Source organism: Curtobacterium sp. Csp2, from assembly GCF_013347165.1.
Window position 1 is genome coordinate 1868829 of record NZ_CP054593.1, and the last position, 17733, is coordinate 1886561.

At 73.1% G+C, this 17733-nt stretch carries 14 protein-coding genes; 13 read left to right on the forward strand and 1 reads right to left on the reverse strand.

Annotated features, from left to right (window positions below; translation table 11 throughout):
* Positions 1-67 precede the first annotated feature (67 nt).
* The 5 genes from HUN59_RS09145 (at position 68) to HUN59_RS09165 (ending at position 7493) form a co-directional block, all read left to right on the forward strand.
* The gene (locus HUN59_RS09145) at positions 68-1039 is read left to right on the forward strand and encodes an AAA family ATPase (protein WP_174778165.1); all 972 of its coding nucleotides are present in this window, start codon (positions 68-70) and stop codon (positions 1037-1039) included.
* Positions 1036-2448 (forward strand): DUF58 domain-containing protein, encoded by a 1413-nt coding sequence (locus HUN59_RS09150; RefSeq protein WP_144801015.1) that lies wholly within the window; start codon positions 1036-1038, stop codon positions 2446-2448. Before HUN59_RS09145 ends, HUN59_RS09150 begins: the two co-directional genes overlap by 4 nt.
* Positions 2445-4910, forward strand: a complete 2466-nt coding sequence (locus HUN59_RS09155) for a transglutaminase domain-containing protein (RefSeq protein WP_174778166.1) — start codon at positions 2445-2447, stop codon at positions 4908-4910. Before HUN59_RS09150 ends, HUN59_RS09155 begins: the two co-directional genes overlap by 4 nt.
* A gap of 23 nt (positions 4911-4933) precedes the next feature.
* Entirely contained in the window at positions 4934-6664 is a 1731-nt protein-coding gene (locus tag HUN59_RS09160; RefSeq protein WP_174779439.1) for an FHA domain-containing protein, read from the forward strand.
* 103 nt (positions 6665-6767) lie between these two features.
* Positions 6768-7493 carry a hypothetical protein gene (locus tag HUN59_RS09165; RefSeq protein WP_174778167.1) on the forward strand — a complete coding sequence of 242 codons (726 nt, stop codon included), beginning with the start codon at positions 6768-6770 and terminating at the stop codon, positions 7491-7493.
* Positions 7494-7504: 11 nt separating this feature from the next.
* Here HUN59_RS09165 and HUN59_RS09170 read toward each other — a convergent pair whose 3' ends face one another.
* Positions 7505-8497, reverse strand: a complete 993-nt coding sequence (locus HUN59_RS09170; RefSeq protein WP_174778168.1) for an asparaginase — start codon at positions 8495-8497, stop codon at positions 7505-7507.
* 34 nt (positions 8498-8531) lie between these two features.
* Here HUN59_RS09170 and HUN59_RS09175 point away from each other — a divergent pair, with 34 nt between their 5' ends.
* The 8 genes from HUN59_RS09175 (at position 8532) to HUN59_RS09210 (ending at position 17620) form a co-directional block, all read left to right on the forward strand.
* Positions 8532-9008 carry an OsmC family protein gene (locus HUN59_RS09175; RefSeq protein WP_241490226.1) on the forward strand — a complete coding sequence of 159 codons (477 nt, stop codon included), beginning with the start codon at positions 8532-8534 and terminating at the stop codon, positions 9006-9008.
* Between the two features lie 6 nt (positions 9009-9014).
* Positions 9015-9986: an FKBP-type peptidyl-prolyl cis-trans isomerase gene (locus tag HUN59_RS09180; protein ID WP_174778169.1), complete on the forward strand. Its 972-nt coding sequence runs from the start codon at positions 9015-9017 to the stop codon at positions 9984-9986.
* Between the two features lie 2 nt (positions 9987-9988).
* The gene (locus tag HUN59_RS09185) at positions 9989-11161 is read left to right on the forward strand and encodes a 1-deoxy-D-xylulose-5-phosphate reductoisomerase (protein ID WP_254630031.1); all 1173 of its coding nucleotides are present in this window, start codon (positions 9989-9991) and stop codon (positions 11159-11161) included.
* Positions 11162-11275: 114 nt separating this feature from the next.
* Complete coding sequence (locus HUN59_RS09190) at positions 11276-12610, forward strand: M50 family metallopeptidase (RefSeq protein ID WP_175326338.1); 1335 nt, start codon at positions 11276-11278, stop codon at positions 12608-12610.
* 16 nt (positions 12611-12626) lie between these two features.
* A complete protein-coding gene (locus HUN59_RS09195) occupies positions 12627-14072 on the forward strand; it encodes a purine-cytosine permease family protein (RefSeq protein WP_174778171.1) in 1446 nt (481 codons plus the stop codon).
* Complete coding sequence (locus HUN59_RS09200) at positions 14069-14644, forward strand: cysteine hydrolase family protein (RefSeq protein ID WP_174778172.1); 576 nt, start codon at positions 14069-14071, stop codon at positions 14642-14644. The genes HUN59_RS09195 and HUN59_RS09200 overlap by 4 nt, the downstream gene beginning before the upstream one ends.
* Before the next feature lie 50 nt (positions 14645-14694).
* Positions 14695-15828 carry a flavodoxin-dependent (E)-4-hydroxy-3-methylbut-2-enyl-diphosphate synthase gene (ispG, locus tag HUN59_RS09205; protein ID WP_174779441.1) on the forward strand — a complete coding sequence of 378 codons (1134 nt, stop codon included), beginning with the start codon at positions 14695-14697 and terminating at the stop codon, positions 15826-15828.
* 37 nt (positions 15829-15865) lie between these two features.
* Positions 15866-17620 carry a proline--tRNA ligase gene (locus HUN59_RS09210; protein ID WP_174778173.1) on the forward strand — a complete coding sequence of 585 codons (1755 nt, stop codon included), beginning with the start codon at positions 15866-15868 and terminating at the stop codon, positions 17618-17620.
* Positions 17621-17733 lie beyond the last annotated feature (113 nt).

The window sequence follows — 17733 nt, forward strand, 5'->3', positions numbered from 1 at the left end:
CCCCGGGCCGAGCCCCGCTCCCCGTACGCTGCTGACACCGCATCCCCGAGAACGAGGACCCTCCCGCATGAGCATGACCCCCGAGCAGGCCACCTGGTTCGCCGACGTCGCCGGCCGCATCGTGACCAACGTCGAGCAGGTGCTCCTCGGGAAGACGTTCGTGATCCGTCTGGCCGTCACCGCGATGCTCAGCGAGGGACACCTGCTGCTCGAGGACGTCCCGGGCACGGGCAAGACCAGCATCGCCCGCGCGATGGCGCAGAGCGTGCAGGGGTCGACGAACCGCATCCAGTTCACGCCGGACCTGCTCCCGGGTGACATCACCGGCATCAGCGTCTACGACCAGCGGTCCCAGGAGTTCGACTTCCACCGCGGCCCGGTGTTCGCGAACATCGTGCTCGCCGACGAGATCAACCGTGCCAGCCCGAAGACCCAGTCCGCCCTGCTCGAGGCGATGGAGGAGTCCGCAGTCACGGTCGACGGCGTGAACCACCGCCTCGCCGCACCCTTCATGGTCATCGCGACGCAGAACCCCGTCGAGCAGGCCGGCACCTACCGCCTGCCCGAGGCGCAGCTCGACCGCTTCCTCATGAAGACCTCGATCGGGTACCCGGACCACGCCGCGACGGTCCGGATCCTCGAGACCTCGTCCGCGCCGTCGGCCTCGGTGCCGCTCGCCGCCGTCGTGCCGGCCGCGACGATCACCGAGATGGCCGCCCTCGCCCGGACGGTGCACGTCGACCCGACGATCGCAGACTACGTGGCGCGGTTGGTCGACGCCACGCGCTCCGCGAACGAGGTCCGCCTCGGTGTGAGCGTGCGCGGTGCCATGGGCCTCGTCCGTGCGTCGCGCGTCCTCGCCGCGCTCAACGGCCGCCACTACGTCACCCCCGACGACGTCAAGGCACTCGCCGTCCCGGTACTCGCGCACCGGCTGGTCCTCGACGCCGAAGCCGAGTTCGACGGGGTCAGCACGACGAGCGTCGTCGCGCAGCTCCTCGTCGAGACGCCGCCGCCGAGCGACCGGGCGGTCTCGTGAACGATCGTCGGTCCGTCGCGACGCGCTCACGGCGCGCCGCGACCCGGTCGCGTCGGGGCGCCACCGTCACGGAGCGCACCGGGACGGTCGCCGGGCTGACGAACGTCCGGACCCGCCTGGTCGGCGACCGGGAGGGGGTCGCCGCCGACGCGGTCGTCGGGCTCGCAAAGGCCTGGTCCACGGCTTGGAGGCTCGTCCGCCGCGGGTGGGCAGAGGTCGCCTCGGTGGTCACCGGCCTGGGATGGGCGGTCGCCGCCGTCACGCTGGTCGCGTTCGTCGTCGGGTACCGGTCCGGGCTGCGCGAGGTCGTCGTGGTCGGGTGGGCGGGGACCGTCCTGGTCCTCGTCGCGGCCGTCGCCCTCGTCGGTCGCTCGCGCCTGCTCATCCGGATGCGCCTGCCACAGCACCGCGTCGCCGTGGGGGACGAGGCCGGTGTCGTGGTCACGGCCGAGAACCCGGCGCGCCTGCCGTCGGTGCCCGCCACGGTCGAGGTCCCGGTCGGTCCGGGGCTGGTGGACGTCGCGATCCCGGGCATCCCGCCGCGGGGCACGTTCGAGCAGCGCGTCCCGGTCCCGACGGTCCGACGCGGTGTGCTCGACGTCGGACCCGTCACGGGCGTGCGTGCCGACCCCGTCGGGCTGGTCCGGCGCGAGGTCGTGTGGACCGCCCGCGAGCAGGTCATCGTCCACCCGCGCACGATCGCGATCCCCTCGACGAGCACCGGTCTGGTCCGGGACCTCGAGGGACAGGCGACCACCGACCTCTCGCCGGCAGACATCGCCTTCCACGCGATCCGCGAGTACATGCCCGGTGACGACCCCCGGACCATCCACTGGAAGTCGACGGCGAAGTCGGGCGCCCTGATGGTCCGGCAGTTCGAGGACACGCGCCGGTCCCACCTCGTCGTCGCCCTCGGCGTCGGACGCGGCGAGTTCGCGGACGACGACGAGTTCGAGCTCGCCGTGAGCGCCGCCGCGTCGCTCGGCACCCGGGCCGTCCGGGACGGCAGGGAGGTCTCCGTCGTCGTCTCCGCGCGGACCCCGGAGTACGCCAAGCGAGCCGTCTACGCCGTCCAGCCACTGCCCACGGTGACGCCCACCCGACTGCTCGACGCCTTCGCGACGGTCGGGCTCGCCGACTCGTGCCTGCCCGTGGCCGAGGTGTCGCGCATCGTGGGGGTCGAGACCACCGGGATCTCCGTCGCGTTCCTCGTCGTCGGCTCCACGGTCGGCCTGCCCGCCCTCCGCCTCGCAGCGACGCGCTTCCCGGTCGGCGTCGAGGTGGTCGCCGTGATCTGCGAACCGGAGGCCCAGCCCCGGTTCCTCCGCGTCGCCGGTCTGACCGTCGTGACGATCGGCTACCTGGACGACCTCCGCACCGCCCTGCACCGGCAGGCGGCGGCCGCGTGAGCGCCGTGACCGGGACCCGGGCCGACGCACGGCGTGCAGCCCGGCGTCGGGACGCGCGTCGCGAACCGCTGCGCCTGGTCGGCGGCACGCTCGTGGTCTGGCTCCTGCTCGCGGTCGGCAGCGTGTCGTGGTGGCCGGTCTACCGCGACGGGTCCATGGTCGCCGCTGCCGTCACCGCGGTGGTCGCCGGCTCGGCGGTCGCCCTCGCGGGCGCGGCGCTCCGCCTGCCGGCCCTCGTCGTCGGCGTCGCCACCGCCGCGGCCTTCGCCGTGACGGGCGTCCCCGCCGCCGTGCCGTCCGAGGCGGCAGGTCTGCTGCCGACCGGACCCGGTCTGGTGGACCTCGCGGCCGGTGTCGCACTCGACTGGAAGCGCCTGGTGACCATCAGCCTGCCGGTCGGGTCCTACGAGTCGCTGCTCGTCCCCTTCTTCGTCACGCTCCTCGTCGCGACGGTGACGGCCGTGAGCGTGGCGACCCGTGCCTCCCGTCCGGAACTCGCGAGCATCCCGGCTCTCGTCCTCTTCGCCGCCGGCGTCGTCGTCGGTCCGACGCGACTCGACGTGTCCGTGGCGAGTGCGGTCCTGCTCGGCGGGATCGCACTCGTCTGGGCGCTGACGGTGCGGTACGTCCGTCGCGCCGCGGCCGTGTCGCGCACCGTCGGGGCGCGGGTGCCGGTCTGGCGTTCGGTGCTCCGACCCGCGCTCGTCGGGACCGGCACGATCGTCGCGGCCGGGGTCGTGGCGACCGGACTCGGACTCGTCGTGCCACCGGCCGCGGACCGGACGGTCGCCCGCAGCGACGTCGTGAAGCCCTTCGACCCACGGGACCACGTGAGTCCGCTGAGCGGGTTCCGCGCGTACGAGGAGTCCGGCGCCGCCGATGCACCACAGCTGACGGTGACGGGTCTGCCCGCGGGCGGGTTCGTCCGGATCGCGACCCTCGACACGTACGACGGGGTCGTGTACCGCGTCGGCGGCGACGACGGGGCGTCGGCGTCCGGCACCTTCGAGCGCGTGCCGACGAGTGTCGACGTGCGGGGCGTGTCCGGCACCGACGTCCGCGTCGACGTGCAGGTCGACGGGTACCGCGGCGTGTGGCTGCCGACCGTCGGCGACCTCCGTTCGGTGACGTTCCAGGGCAGCGACGCGGGCTCCGAACGCGGTGCGTTCTTCTACAACCGCACCACCAGCACCGGAGCGGTGGTGAGCGGGGTGGGCGACCGCACCCGCTACCAGCTCGACGTCGTCGTCCCGGACCAGCCGACGGACGCCCAGCTCGCCGACGCCCGACCGGGCACCGCCTCCGTCCCGACGCCGTCCGGCGTGCCGGACGCGGTGCGCGAGCGGGTCGAGGCGACGACCGCCGACGCGGGCTCCGACGGCGCGAAGCTCCTGGCTGCGGTGCAGGACCTCAAGCGGACGGGCTACGTGAGCCACGGCGTCGGCGACGACCGCGCCAGCCGCTCGGGTCACGGGGCGGACCGCATCCAGGAACTCCTGACGTCCCCGCTCATGATCGGCGACCAGGAGCAGTACGCCGTCACGGCCGCCCTGATGGCACGCGAGCTCGGTTTCCCGGCACGGGTGGTGATGGGCTTCACCGCCGGGGGAGACGCCGGTGGGGACGCCGCCGAGACGGCAGGCGGCTCCGGCGGGACCACCACGTTCCGCGGTTCCGACGTCACCGCCCGGATCGAGGTCGACACCGCGCAGTACGGGTGGGTGATGCTCGACCCGAACCCGGTCGTGCGCGAGATCCCCCAGGAGCAGGACCAGACGCCGCAGCCGGTCACGCGTCCCGAGACCGTCGTCCCGCCGCCGCCGGTCGAGCAGCAGGACCAGGACCGGCAGGCGCCGCCGCAGAGCGACCGGAGCACCCCGCCGGTGAAGCCGCTCTGGTTGCAGGTGTTGCTCGCTGCCCTGCCGTGGGTGCTCGGCGTCCTCGCGCTGGCGGCCCTCGTGCTCCTGCCGTTCGCCGTCGTCGTCCTGCTCAAGCGCCTGCGACGGCGTCGGCGGCGCCGAGCCCCGACCCCGCGCGGGCGGATCGTCGGCGCCTGGGACGAGTACCGCGACGCCCTCGTCGACCGAGGGCACGACGTCACCCGCGCAGCCACCCGCAAGGAGGCGGTCGTCGGTGCGCCGGGCGAGGGCGGGACGGGCCTCGCTGCGCTGGCGGACCGTGCGGTCTTCGGGCCGGACGACCCGGACGACCGCATCGCGAACCGGATGTGGTCGGCGACCGAGGAAGCGGTCCGGAGCCTCCGCACCGGGCGGAACCGACGGCAACGGTGGCGTGCGGCGGTGTCCGTCCGGTCCCTGCGGACGGGCAGCAGCCCCCGAACGGGGTCCCGACGTGTCCTGTCGGCCAGCCGGTGGCACCGCGGTCGTCCGGGCACGCGTGACTACGATGGGCCGGAGGCCGGCGAGCGTCGTGGACGGCCGAGTGAGGACCAACAACCGTGATCAGATGCGAACACTGCGGGTCGATGCTCCCCGAGGGGGCGATCTTCTGCGGTGAGTGCGGGCGATCGGTGAACGTCGCGGCGAACCGTCGTCCCGCGCCGGCAGCCCGGAACGACCAGACGACACCGCCGCCGCTGCAGCAGCCGGATCCGCAGGGCCGTCGCCCCGACCCGGCCACCGAGGCGTGGTTGCCCGAGGCGACCCTGGACCCCGCGACCCGGGCCTGGCTGACCGGCTCGGACCCGAACCCGCCCGCCGCCCCCGCCGCGCCGCACGGCGTCGAGCCGCGNGGCGCCGATCCGCGCGGGGCCGATCCGCGTGGTGCACGGACGCACGCGCACGGTGCGGTCTCCGGCGTCCACGTCCCCGCGACGGGCGCTCCGTCCGCGCAGCCGGAGCCGCCCCTCGACCCGGAGCAGTACCCGTCGACCTCGGTGCCGGACGGTGCCGACGCCGAGTGGACGCGCCCCGCGGCTCCCCGTGAGCGAGCGGCCGAGCAGACCGACCCGGTCGACGTGCCCGAGCCGCCCGCCGCCCCGGTCTGGCAGCCTCCGACGCAGTCGACCCCCGTCGCGCCCTCTCGTCCGTCGTGGTGGGTCGGCCGCCCGCCGGCCGCTGAGCAAACCTCGACCGACGTCACCGACGCCGAGCGGACCGACACCGCCGCCGCCCAGGACCTGTCGCGACCCCAGGAGAACGACACCGCCGTCGTCGAGCCCCTCGTTGACCGGCGCCCCTCGCGCCCGACACCGCTCGTGACCCCCGGGAGCGGACCCGCTACCTGTCACGTCTGCGGACACACGCTCGAACCCGACGACATCTTCTGCGCCGAATGCGGAGCCGTGCGTCCCGCGGTGACCGCAGCGTTCACCGGGCCCGTCGTCCCGCTGCCGATCGCCCGCCCGGACTGGGCTGCCGACGACCAGGCGCTCGTCGCAGCCGACGCGGTGGACGACGGCGACCAGGACGGTCGCGGCGACGACGCGACCGCCGCCGACGCTGATGCGAGCGACGCGAGCACCGCGGACGAGCACGGTGCGGACGGGGACGACGCGACCGAGCACGACACGGACACGAACGCTGACGATGACGAGCACGCCGCCGACCTGAACGCGCACGGCGCGGACGAGCACGGCACGGGGGCAGGCGCGCTCGGTGGAGCGCCCGAGGCCGTCGGCCACGCGCCGCTCCCGCCGGTACCCGGCTCACCGACCGTCCCGTCCGCACCCGCAGCCGAGTGGACCGCGCCGCCCGTCACGAACGTCGCGACCACGGCCTCGGGTGCCCCCACCGCAGCACCGCTCCCGCCTGTTCCGGGGACGACCGGACCGGTCTTGCCGCCCACCGGCTCGGCGACGGCTCCGTCGAGCGCGGATGACCTGGACGAGGACGTCGAAGCGACCCGGATCGTCACGAAGGACACCGGCCGGGATCCCTTCGTCCTGCACTGCAGCACCGGGGAACGCGTCGAGGTGCACGGCACCGGGCTGCTCGGACGCCTGCCGCGGCCGCAGCCGGGGGAGCGGTTCGACGACCTCGTGACCGTCCACGACCCGGGAAAGTCCGTGTCGAAGACGCACCTCGAGCTCGGCCGGGACGGCGACGACCTCTGGGTCTCCGACCGGTTCTCCGGCAACGGCACGGTCATCCGGCACATCGACGGCTCCATCCGCCGCTGCGAGCCGGGGCGACGCTACCGCGTGGAGCGCGGGGCCCGGGTGGACATCGGTGAGCAGTTCTTCCTGGTGCAGTGACTGTGCGCTGTTCCTCCTCCACAACGGAGGAACAGCGCATCGCCCTCCACAGGGCGGGTAGCTCCCGCCTTCGGCAGGTCCGCGCTCTGCTGGACTGATCGGCGTGTCCCTCCTCGTCGCTCGAACCGCCCTCGTCGGCACCGCCGTGCTGCTCGGGCTCGCCGCGGTGCTCCTCGCGCTCGACGGTCCCGCGCGGGCCGTCTTGTTCGGGGCGGCATGCTGCTGCGCCCTGCTCGACCGTGCATCGAGCCGGTCGCTACCGACGACGTCGGACGAACCGGAACCGGAGTCGACCCGGACACGCCCCCTGCCGGGAACCAGCGACGACCCTCCCGCCCGCCAGGCGCAGTCCCGCCGGTCCGACCTGCTCCTCGGGCACGACGACGACGGCGAGCCGATCGGTCACGAACTCGGCACACCTGGGCTTCCGACGCACCTCGTGGTGGTCGGCACCGGCGCCCTCGCACTCGCGGTGTTCGTCGAACTCGCGGACCTGCTCCGTGCGACCGCGACCGCGACCGGGACCGCGACGGCAGGCTTCGGGGGTGCCGTCCGGACGGCTCTCGCCGATGACCTCGTCGACGCTCGGCCGCCGGTCGCCGCGCTCGACGGCGCGCCGGCAGGCGTGTCCCTCCCCGCGGAGACGGCGGTGGCCGTCCTGTCCGATGCGGACGAGCGCATCCGGACGACGATCGTGCTCGTCCCGAGCGAGCGGATGCAGCCCCGGGCGTGGGACACCGTCGTCGAGGTCACCCGCTACGGATGCGCGGTGCGACGGGCGCAGGACCACCGTTCACGCGCGCTCGACCCCGCGTTGCCGTCGCTGTGACGGCGTCGAGCTCAGCGCAGGCCGGCGCCGACCCGCAACGCGCCGACGGGCACTCCGCCGCCGAGCACCTGCTCGCCCGTCGCACGCAGGACGTCCGCGACGCCCTCGGCGTCGACGAGCCCGTTCCGCTGCAGGAGCGTCAACGCCGCGAGGGTCCCGGCGCGCTGCGAACCGTCGAGCGTCTTCACGGCGACGGCCGCGCCACCGGGCAGACCCATGACCATGACGCCCTCGGCTCCGAACTTCGCGAGGACCTGCAGGCGCTCGATCGTGACGGTGTTGGCCCGCCCGACGCCGTCGATCGCCCAGGGGTGGTCCAGGACCGCGTCGACGAGCGCGGCAGAGTCCGCGTCCGCTCGTGCGACCACCCCCGCGAAGCCGCGGGCGAGACCGGTCAGGGTCAGGGGGAACACCGGGGCGCCGCACCCGTCCGTGCCGACCAGGTCGACCGTCTCCCGCGTGAACTCCTCGACGGTGTGGCGGACGCGCTGCTGCAGCGGGTGGGCCATGTCCAGGTAGGTGGCCTCGTCCCAGCCGTTCACCCGGCAGGCGGCGAGCATGCCCGCGTGCTTCCCCGAGCAGTTCATCGCCAGGCGCCGGGGCTCGGCCATCGTGCGGGCCGTCGCCCGGTCGAACGGCATGTCCGGCGGGCAGCCCAGGTCGGCCTCGGTGTGGTCGAAGGACTCGAGCATGTGCAGGGCGAGGGCCTGGTGCGGGGCCGTGCCGGCGTGGCTCGCCGTGGTGAGCACGAGTTCCTCGTCGCTGAAGGACGCCCCGGCTCGGCGGATGGCCAGCGCCTGGAACGGCTTCATCGTCGACCGGGGGTAGATGCTCGCCGTCACGTCGCCGACCGCGTCGAGCACCCGACCGTCGGCACCGACGACGACACCGGCACCCTGGTGCCGGCTCTCATCGAAGCCGTTGCGGTCGAGCACCGCGAGCTCGACGGAACCGTCGGCGGTGAGAGGATGGCGATCAGTGCGGACATCGGTGCTCACCGTCATGCCGCCAGCGTACCGACACCGACGAAGGGCCACCGTGAGCGACCACTCCTACGAGGTCTCCGTCAACTGGACCGGCAACCGCGGCACCGGGACGAGCGGCTACCGCGACTACGGCCGCGACCACGACGTCACCGCCGCGGGAAAGCCGTCCATCCCGGGATCGGCCGACCCGACGTTCCGTGGCGACGCGGACCGGTGGAACCCCGAGGAGATGCTGCTCGGCGCCCTCGCGCAGTGCCACATGATGAGCTACCTGTACGTCGCCGTGCAGCAGGGCTTCACCGTGCTCGACTACACCGACACCGCGACGGCGTCGCTCGACGTCCACCGTGACGGCACCGGCGAGGTCACCGCCGTCCACCTGCACCCGGTGGTCACGATCGCCGAGCCGGACCGCGTCGCCGACGCCGACGCGGCGCACGCCCGCGCGAACGAACTCTGCTTCATCGCCCGCTCCGTGGCGTTCCCCGTCCACCACGCGCCGGTCACCAAGGTCCGTACGGCACACTAGGTCCCCGTGAAGCGTCTTCGCCTGCTCCCGATCGCCCTCGTCCCCGCCGTCGTGCTGGGACTCGCCGCCTGCTCCGGTTCGGGGTCGGGTGACGCGTCGGCCTCGCCGAGCGCGTCCTCGAGCGCGTCGGCCACGCCGATCTCCGCCTGCCCGAAGCCGGGTTCGGCGTCGAAGAGCATCGAGGTCAGTGGCGCCTTCGGCGGCAAGGAGGCCCCGACGGTCACGTTCGACAAGGGCATCAGCGCGAAGACGCCGCAGGCCTCCACGGTCGTGCAGGGCGACGGTGCCGCGCTCAAGGACGGCGAGTTCGCGCAGGTCTCCTACGCCGTGTACCAGGCGAAGGACGCCTCGAAGCTCGGCGCGGTCGGCTTCGACCAGGGCAACCCGCAGGTCCTGTCGGTGGGCGGCACCGGCTTCGGCGCCCTGCTCGCCTGCACCAAGGTCGGCGACCGGGTCGCGGCGGTCGGTGCGTCCTCGGCGCTCGGCTTCACCACGAGCGGCGACATCGTCGTCGTCGCGGACGTGCTCGCGAAGACCCCGACGAAGGCGACCGGCACCCCGCAGGAGCAGAACCCCGCACTGCCCACGGTCAAGGACAAGGCGGACGGCGAGCCGGAGATCACGATCCCCGCCGGCGAGACCGCCCCCGCGAAGACCGAGGTCGAGGTCCTCAAGCAGGGCGACGGTGACACCGTGGCCGACGGGGACAGCGTCCTGGTGCAGTACAAGGGCGTGACGCTCGACGGCGGCAAGGAGTTCGACTCCTCGTGGTCGAAGGGCGCCGCCACCACCTTCACGGTTTCCGAGGGCTCGCTCATCAAGGGCTTCGTCACCGGCCTCGTCGGGCAGAAGATCGGCTCGCAGGTCCTCATCGTGACGACGGCCGAGGACGCCTACGGCTCGAACCCGCCCGAGGGCTCGAACATCCCGAAGGACGCCTCGCTCGTCTTCGTCGTCGACCTCCTGGCCAAGGGCTGACCATGACGCCGACCGGCCCGGCCGACGCGACCAGCCCGACCGGCCCGACCAGCCCGACCGGCCCGACCGACGCGACCAGCCCGACCGGCCCGACCGGACGGCGCCGCATCGTCGTCCTCGGCAGCACGGGCTCGATCGGCACCCAGGCCCTCGACGTCGTCGCCCGCAACCCCGACCGCTTCGAGGTCGTCGGCCTCACCGCCGGCACCAACCGCGACCTCGTCGCCGAGCAGGCCGCGCGCTTCGGCGTCACGGAGACCGCGTTCGGCGCGGCCGACGCCGAACGCCTGGTCCGCGGTGTCGAGGCGGACGTCGTCCTCAACGGCATCACCGGCTCGGTCGGCCTCGGCCCGACCCTGGCGGCGCTGGACACCGGCGCGACGCTCGCCCTCGCGAACAAGGAGAGCCTGATCGTCGGCGGCCCGCTCGTGCAGGCCGCCGCCGCGCCCGGTCAGATCGTGCCCGTCGACAGCGAGCACTCCGCCATCGCGCAGGCGCTCCGCTCCGGCACCGGCGCCGAGGTCCGGCGGCTCGTCCTCACGGCGAGCGGCGGCCCGTTCCGCGGACGCTCCCGCGCCGAGCTCGTCGACGTCACCCCGGCGCAGGCGCTCGCACACCCGACGTGGGACATGGGGCTCGTCGTCACGACGAACTCCGCGACGCTCGTCAACAAGGGCCTCGAGGTCATCGAGGCACACCTGCTGTTCGGCGTGCCGTACGACCGCATCGACGTGACGGTGCACGCGCAGTCGATCGTGCACTCGATGGTCGAGTTCGTCGACGGCTCGACGATCGCTCAGGCATCGCCGCCGGACATGCGCCTGCCGATCGCGCTCGGCCTGGCCTGGCCGGACCGCGTCCCCGGCGTGGGCGTCCCGCTCGACTGGACGACCGCGAGCACCTGGACCTTCGAACCGCTCGACACGCAGGCCTTCGGCGCCGTCGACCTCGCGAAGCACGTCGGGGTCCTCGGCGGCACGTTCCCCGCGGTCTTCAACGCCGCGAACGAGCAGGCCGTCGCCGCCTTCCACGCCGGAGCGATCGGCTTCCTCGACATCGTCGACACGGTCCGGCGCGTCGTCGACGCGCACACGGCGGGGGAGCCGTCCCTGGACGGCGTACTGGCGGCCGAGCGCTGGGCCCGCGACGCGGCGGACCGCGCGCTGACGCGCTGACCCAACCCGTGCCTCCCGTCCGTCCCGTGGTGACCACCTGACGGACGGGAGGCCCGCCCCACCTCTCAGGATGCGCTCGGCTCCGTCATGGGCGGGGTCCCGTACTCTCTCCTGGTGACCGTCGAATCCGTGCTCCTGTTCGTCCTCGGCGTGGTCGTCTTCATCGTCGGCCTGCTGGTCTCGATCGGCCTCCACGAGCTCGGCCACCTGTCCTTCGCGAAGCTCTTCGGCGTCAAGGTCACGCAGTACTCGCTCGGGTTCGGCAAGGCGATGTGGTCCTTCCGCCGCGGCGAGACCGAGTACGGGATCCGCCCGATCCTGCTCGGCGGGTACATCTCGATGGTCGGCATGCTCAAGCCCCGGGCCTCGGGCAAGCCGAACGCGATCACGAACACCGGCATGTACGGCGCGTTCGTGCAGGACGCGCGTGAGGCCAGCGCCGCGCAGATCGCGGACTCCGGCGGCGACGACTCCCGCGCGTTCTACCGGCTGACCCCGTGGAAGCGCATCATCGTCATGGTCGCCGGCCCGGCGATGAACCTCGTCATCGGCATCGTCCTGTTCGGCGTGCTGCTGTGCGGCTTCGGTGCCCCGACGACGACCTTCACGTCGAGCGTCGACTGCGTCCTGCCGTCGAGCAGCGCCACGGCGTGCGCCCCCGGGGACGCCGAGTCGCCCGCGAAGCAGGCCGGCATCCGGGACGGCGACGTCGTCCTGGCGGTGGACGGCCAGCAGGACCCGACGATCGCCGAGGTCTCGAAGGTCTTCCAGCGCTCCGCCGGCAAGACCGTGACGGTCGTGGTCGAGCGCGACGGTGCGCGGAAGACGCTCGAGGTCACGCCGCAGCTCGCCACCCGCGACGTCGTCACGGCCGAGGGCACGGCGGCGAAGAACGCGGACGGCACCACGAAGACGCAGCAGGTCGGTGTCGTGGGGGTCAGCATCGGGCAGTCCCTCGTGCGGCAGTCCCCGGCGGCCGTCCTCCCCGCGACGGGCGCGCAGATCGCCGCGTCGGCGCACCTGATCATCGACCTGCCGCAGCGGCTCGTCGCGGTGTGGAACGCGGCGTTCGGCTCGCAGGCGCGGTCCCAGGACAGCCCGGTCTCGGTCGTCGGCGTCGGCCGGGCCATCGGTGAGGTCTCGTCGATGAGCGGGGTCCCCGTGGTCGACAAGGTCTACACGATCCTCGGGCTCCTGGCGTCGCTCAACATCGGCCTGTTCGTGCTCAACATGGTGCCGCTCCTGCCGCTCGACGGCGGTCACATCGCCGGGGCGCTGTGGGAGGCCGTGAAGCGCCGCGCGTACCTGCTCGTCGGCAAGCCGGACCCGGGCGCGATCGACCTGGCCAAGACGATGCCGCTCACGATGGTCGTCGTCGTGCTCCTGGCCGGGATGAGCGCGCTCCTCGTCTACGCCGACATCGTGCGACCGGTGAACCTGTTCGGCTAGCACTACGCTCGGGCGCATGAGCACAGCCCCCGAGGTCCGCGCCGTCGAGCGCCAGGGCATCGACGTCATCGCCGAGTCCGACCGGAAGGGGCGGCCCCGCGGGCTGTTCTGGCCGTGGTTCGCCGCGAACGTCTCGGTGCTCGGCCTGAGCTACGGCTCGTTCGTCCTCGGGTTCGGCATCTCGCTGGCCCAGGCGACGATCGTGTCCGTCGTCGGCGTCGCGTTCTCGTTCCTGCTCTGCGGGATCGTCGCGATCGCCGGCAAGCGTGGCTCGGCGCCGACGATGGTCCTCAGCCGCGCGGCGTTCGGCGTGCGGGGGAACCGGCTGCCGTCGTTCCTGAGCTGGGTGCTCACCGTCGGGTGGGAGACCGCGCTGGCGTCCCTCGCGGTCCTGGCGACGTCGACCGTGTTCCGGGAGCTCGGCTGGGACGACGGCGTCGTGACGAAGCTCGTCGCCCTGGTCGTGGTCGCCGCGCTGGTGGTCGGGGCGGGGATCGCCGGCTTCGACGTCATCATTCGCCTGCAGACCGTGATCACCGTCGTCACCGCCGTGCTCACGGTGGTCTACGTCGTGCTCGCGGTGCCGTCGATCGACCTCGGCACGCTCGGCGCCCTGCCGTCCGGGAGCGCCCAGAACGTCCTCGGCGCACTCGTCCTCGTGATGACGGGCTTCGGGCTCGGCTGGGTCAACGCCGCTGCGGACTACTCGCGCTACCTGCCGCGGACCGCCTCGACCGGGGGCGTGGTCTGGTGGACGACGTTCGGCGGTGCGCTCGCCCCCGCCGTCCTGGTCGTGGTGGGCGTCCTGCTCGCGGGTTCGTCGAAGGACCTGAACAGCGCGATCGGCGCCGACCCGATCGGTGCGCTCACGACGATCCTGCCGGTGTGGTTCCTCGTCCCGTTCGCCCTCGTCGCGATCCTCGGGCTCGTCGGCGGTGCCGTGCTCGACATCTACTCGTCCGGGCTCGCGCTCCTCAGCGCCGGCGTCCGGATCCCGCGGCCCGTCGCGGCCGGGGTCGACGGCGTGTTCATGGTCGCCGGGGCCGTGTACGTGGTCTTCTTCGCGAAGGACTTCATCTCGCCGTTCCAGGCGTTCCTCGTGACCCTCGGCGTGCCGATCGCCGCCTGGGCGGGGGTGTTCGTCGCCGACGTGCTGCTGCGTCGCCGGGCCTACGCGGACGCCGAGCTCGACGACGTGCGGGGCCGCTACGGCGACGTGCGCTGGGCCGCGATCGGGCTCGTCGTCCTCGGGACCGTCCTCGGCTGGGGGCTCGTCACGAACACGTACGGCGTCCCGGCGTGGCTGAACTGGCAGGGCTACCTGCTCGAGCCGGTCGGCCTCGGTGGCCGGCAGGGCGCGTGGGCGTACGCCAACCTCGGCGTCCTCGTCGCGCTCGTGGTCGGGTTCGTCGGCACGCTCCTCACCGCGCGCGGGTCCGTGCGCCGCCAGGAGCAGGCGTGAGCGTCGTCGTCCCGCCCGACGCGTGGCTCGTCGCGATCGACCTGCAGCGCATCTTCACCGGTGACAGCCCGTGGGCGGCGCCGCGGTACGACGCGGCAGCCGCCGGGACCGGACGGCTGCTGCCCCGGTTCGCCGGTCGCACGGTCTTCACGCGCTTCGTCGCGCCCGAGCGGCCCGAGGGTGCCTGGGTGCCCTACTACCGGGACTGGCCGTTCGCGCTCGTCCCGGACGGCGACCCGCTCTACGGCCTGACCGAGCCGTTCGCATCCGCCGCGGTCGACCGACGCGACCCCGTCGTCACGGAACCGACCTTCGGCAAGTGGGGGACGAGCCTCCGCGCCGTCGTCGGCGACCACCCGCACCTCGTGCTCACCGGCGTCTCCACCGACTGCTGCGTGCTGAGCACCGCGCTGGCCGCGGCCGACGCCGGCGCGACCGTCACGGTCGTCGCCGACGCGTGCGCCGGCGCCACCGACGCCGACCACGAGCGCGCCCTCGACGCGATGCGGCTGTACGCACCGCTCGTCACGATCGTGGACCGCGGGACGGACCTGGTGGCCAGCGCCGAGTGACGGCACCGCGAGCGCGTAGAGTGCACCTCGTGCCAGCAGTGAACCTCGGTCTGCCGAAAGTCCCCGAAACCCTGAGCCCGCGTCGGAAGTCGCGGCAGATCCGGGTGGGCAAGGTCCTCGTGGGCGGCGACGCACCCGTCTCGGTGCAGTCGATGACCACCACGCCGACGACGAACATCAACGCGACGCTGCAGCAGATCGCCGAGCTCACCGCCTCCGGGTGCGACATCGTGCGCGTCGCGGTCCCGAGCCAGGACGACGCCGACGCGCTGCCGATCATCGCGAAGAAGTCGCAGATCCCGGTCATCGCCGACATCCACTTCCAGCCGAAGTACGTCTTCCAGGCCATCGACGCCGGGTGCGCCGCGGTCCGCGTGAACCCGGGCAACATCCGCAAGTTCGACGACCAGGTCGGCGCGATCGCCCGGGCCGCCAAGGACGCGGGCGTCTCGCTGCGCATCGGTGTGAACGCCGGGTCGCTCGAGCCGAGCCTGCTGCAGAAGTACGGCAAGGCCACGCCCGAGGCACTGGTCGAGTCCGCCGTGTGGGAAGCGTCCCTGTTCGAGGAGCACGACTTCCACGACTTCAAGATCTCGGTCAAGCACAACGACCCGATCGTCATGGTGAAGGCCTACCGGCAGCTCGCCGCCGCGGGGGACTGGCCGCTGCACCTCGGGGTGACCGAGGCCGGACCGGAGTTCCAGGGCACGATCAAGAGCGCCACGGCGTTCGGCATCCTGCTCGCCGAGGGCATCGGCGACACCATCCGCGTCTCGCTCTCCGCGCCGCCCGCGCAGGAGGTGAAGGTCGGCCTGCAGATCCTGCAGTCGCTCAACCTGCGCGAACGCAAGCTCGAGATCGTCTCGTGCCCGAGCTGCGGCCGGGCGCAGGTCGACGTCTACCAGCTCGCCAACGACGTCACGAAGGGGCTCGAGGGCATGACCGTCCCGCTCCGCGTCGCCGTCATGGGCTGCGTCGTGAACGGTCCCGGCGAAGCGCGCGAGGCCGACCTCGGCGTCGCGTCCGGCAACGGCAAGGGCCAGATCTTCGTGAAGGGACAGGTCATCAAGACCGTCCCGGAGCGCGAGATCGTGCAGACCCTCATCGAGGAGGCCAATCGGATCGCCGACGAGATGGGTCCGGAAGCCACGACGGGTTCGCCCCAGGTCGTCACGACCCCCTAGTCGCGGGGAGGGCCGCGTGCGCCGCTAGGCTTGCCCCGTGGTCACACGGCTCTCCCATCTCTTCCTCCGCACGCTCCGCGACGACCCCTCCGACGCCGAGGTGACGAGCGCGAAGCTGCTCGTCCGCGCCGGCTACGTCCGTCGTCAGTCCCCGGGGATCTTCGCGTGGCTGCCGCTCGGCCTGCGCGTCCGCCGCCGCATCGAGGACATCGTCCGCCAGGAGATGGTGGCCGCCGGCGCGCAGGAGGTCCTGCTGCCCGCGCTCCTGCCGCGCGAGCCCTACGAGGCGACGAACCGCTGGGCCGAGTACGGCGACGGCATGTTCCGCCTGCAGGACCGCAAGGGCGCCGACTACCTGCTCGCGCCCACACACGAGGAGATGTTCGCGCTCCTGGTCAAGGACCTGTACGGCTCGTACAAGGACCTCCCGGTCACGCTGTTCCAGATCCAGGACAAGTACCGCGACGAGGCCCGGCCCCGCGCCGGACTCCTGCGCGGGCGCGAGTTCACCATGAAGGACGCGTACTCGTTCGACCTCACGGACGAGGGCCTCGAGCGCAGCTACCAGGTCATGCGCGACGCCTACGAGCGCATCTTCGCCCGACTCGGCCTCGAGTACGTCATCGTCCAGGCGGACGCCGGCGCGATGGGCGGCTCGAAGTCCGAGGAGTTCCTGCACCCGATCGGCGTCGGCGAGGACACCTTCGTCCGGGGCGCCAGCGGCTACGCGGCGAACGTCGAGGCCTACGTCACCCCGGCGGCCGACAGCCTGCCGATCGAGGGGCAGCCGGAGCCCGTGCGCCTGCCCGCGGCGGACACTCCGACGATCGACACGCTCGTCGCGCACGCCAACGACGCCGCCCCCCGCGCGGACCGTCCGTGGACGGCTGCGGACACCCTGAAGAACGTCGTGCTCGCCCTGACGCACCTCGACGGCACGCGCGAGGTCGTCGTCGTCGGGCTCCCCGGCGACCGGGACGTCGACCTGAAGCGGGCCGAGGTGGCCTTCGCACCCGCCGAGGTCGAGGCGGCCGGTGACGACGACTTCAAGAAGCACCCCGGCGTGTTCGTGAAGGGCTACATCGGGCCGCAGGTCCTGGGCGCCGACAGCCCCTCGGGCATCCGGTACCTCGTCGACCCCCGCGTCGCCGAGGGGACCGCGTGGCTCACCGGTGCGAACGAGCGCGGCGTGCACGTCTCCGGTCTCGTGGCGGGTCGCGACTTCACCGCGGACGGCACCGCCGACGTCGCGGACGTCCGTGCCGGCGACCCCGCACCGGACGGCTCGGGCCCCCTCGAGACCGCCCGCGGCATGGAGATCGGGCACGTCTTCCAGCTCGGTCGCAAGTACGCCGAGGCCCTCGGACTCAAGGTCCAGGACGAGAACGGCAAGCTCGCGACCGTCACGATGGGTTCGTACGGCATCGGCGTCACGCGCATCATGGCGATCCTCGCCGAGGCGCACAACGACGAGAAGGGCCTGGCCTGGCCGAAGGAGATCGCACCGTTCGACGTGCACGTGGTCGCCACCGGCAAGGACGAGGTCGCCTACGACGTCGCCTCGTCGCTCATCGCGGCCCTCGAGGGCGAGCGGTACGACGTCGTCTACGACGACCGCCCGAAGGTCTCGCCCGGCGTGAAGCTCCGCGACGCCGAGCTCCTCGGCGTGCCCGTGGTCGTCGTCGCCGGCCGCGGCGCCGCCGACGGCGTCGTCGAACTGTGGGACCGCCGCTCCGGCGAGCGGCGCGACGTGCCGGTCGCGGAGCTGCTCGAGGCGGTCCGCGCGATCTGATCGCGACCCCTGACGGACGGGAGGCGCGTGGCGGGNCCGCCACGCGCCTCCCGTCCTGTTCTGGGGTACGCTGGTCGCCGACTTCCGCGCAGATCCACCCCGCGGAGGCGACT

Excerpts from the sequence above, each read along its gene's own strand:
- HUN59_RS09145 (WP_174778165.1), top strand. The coding sequence starts at position 68 with ATGAGCATGACCCCCGAGCAGGCCACCTGGTTCGCCGACGTCGCCGGC.
- HUN59_RS09170 (WP_174778168.1), bottom strand. The coding sequence starts at position 8,497 with ATGACGGTGAGCACCGATGTCCGCACTGATCGCCATCCTCTCACCGCC.
- HUN59_RS09185 (WP_254630031.1), top strand. The coding sequence starts at position 9,989 with ATGACGCCGACCGGCCCGGCCGACGCGACCAGCCCGACCGGCCCGACC.
- HUN59_RS09195 (WP_174778171.1), top strand. The coding sequence starts at position 12,627 with ATGAGCACAGCCCCCGAGGTCCGCGCCGTCGAGCGCCAGGGCATCGAC.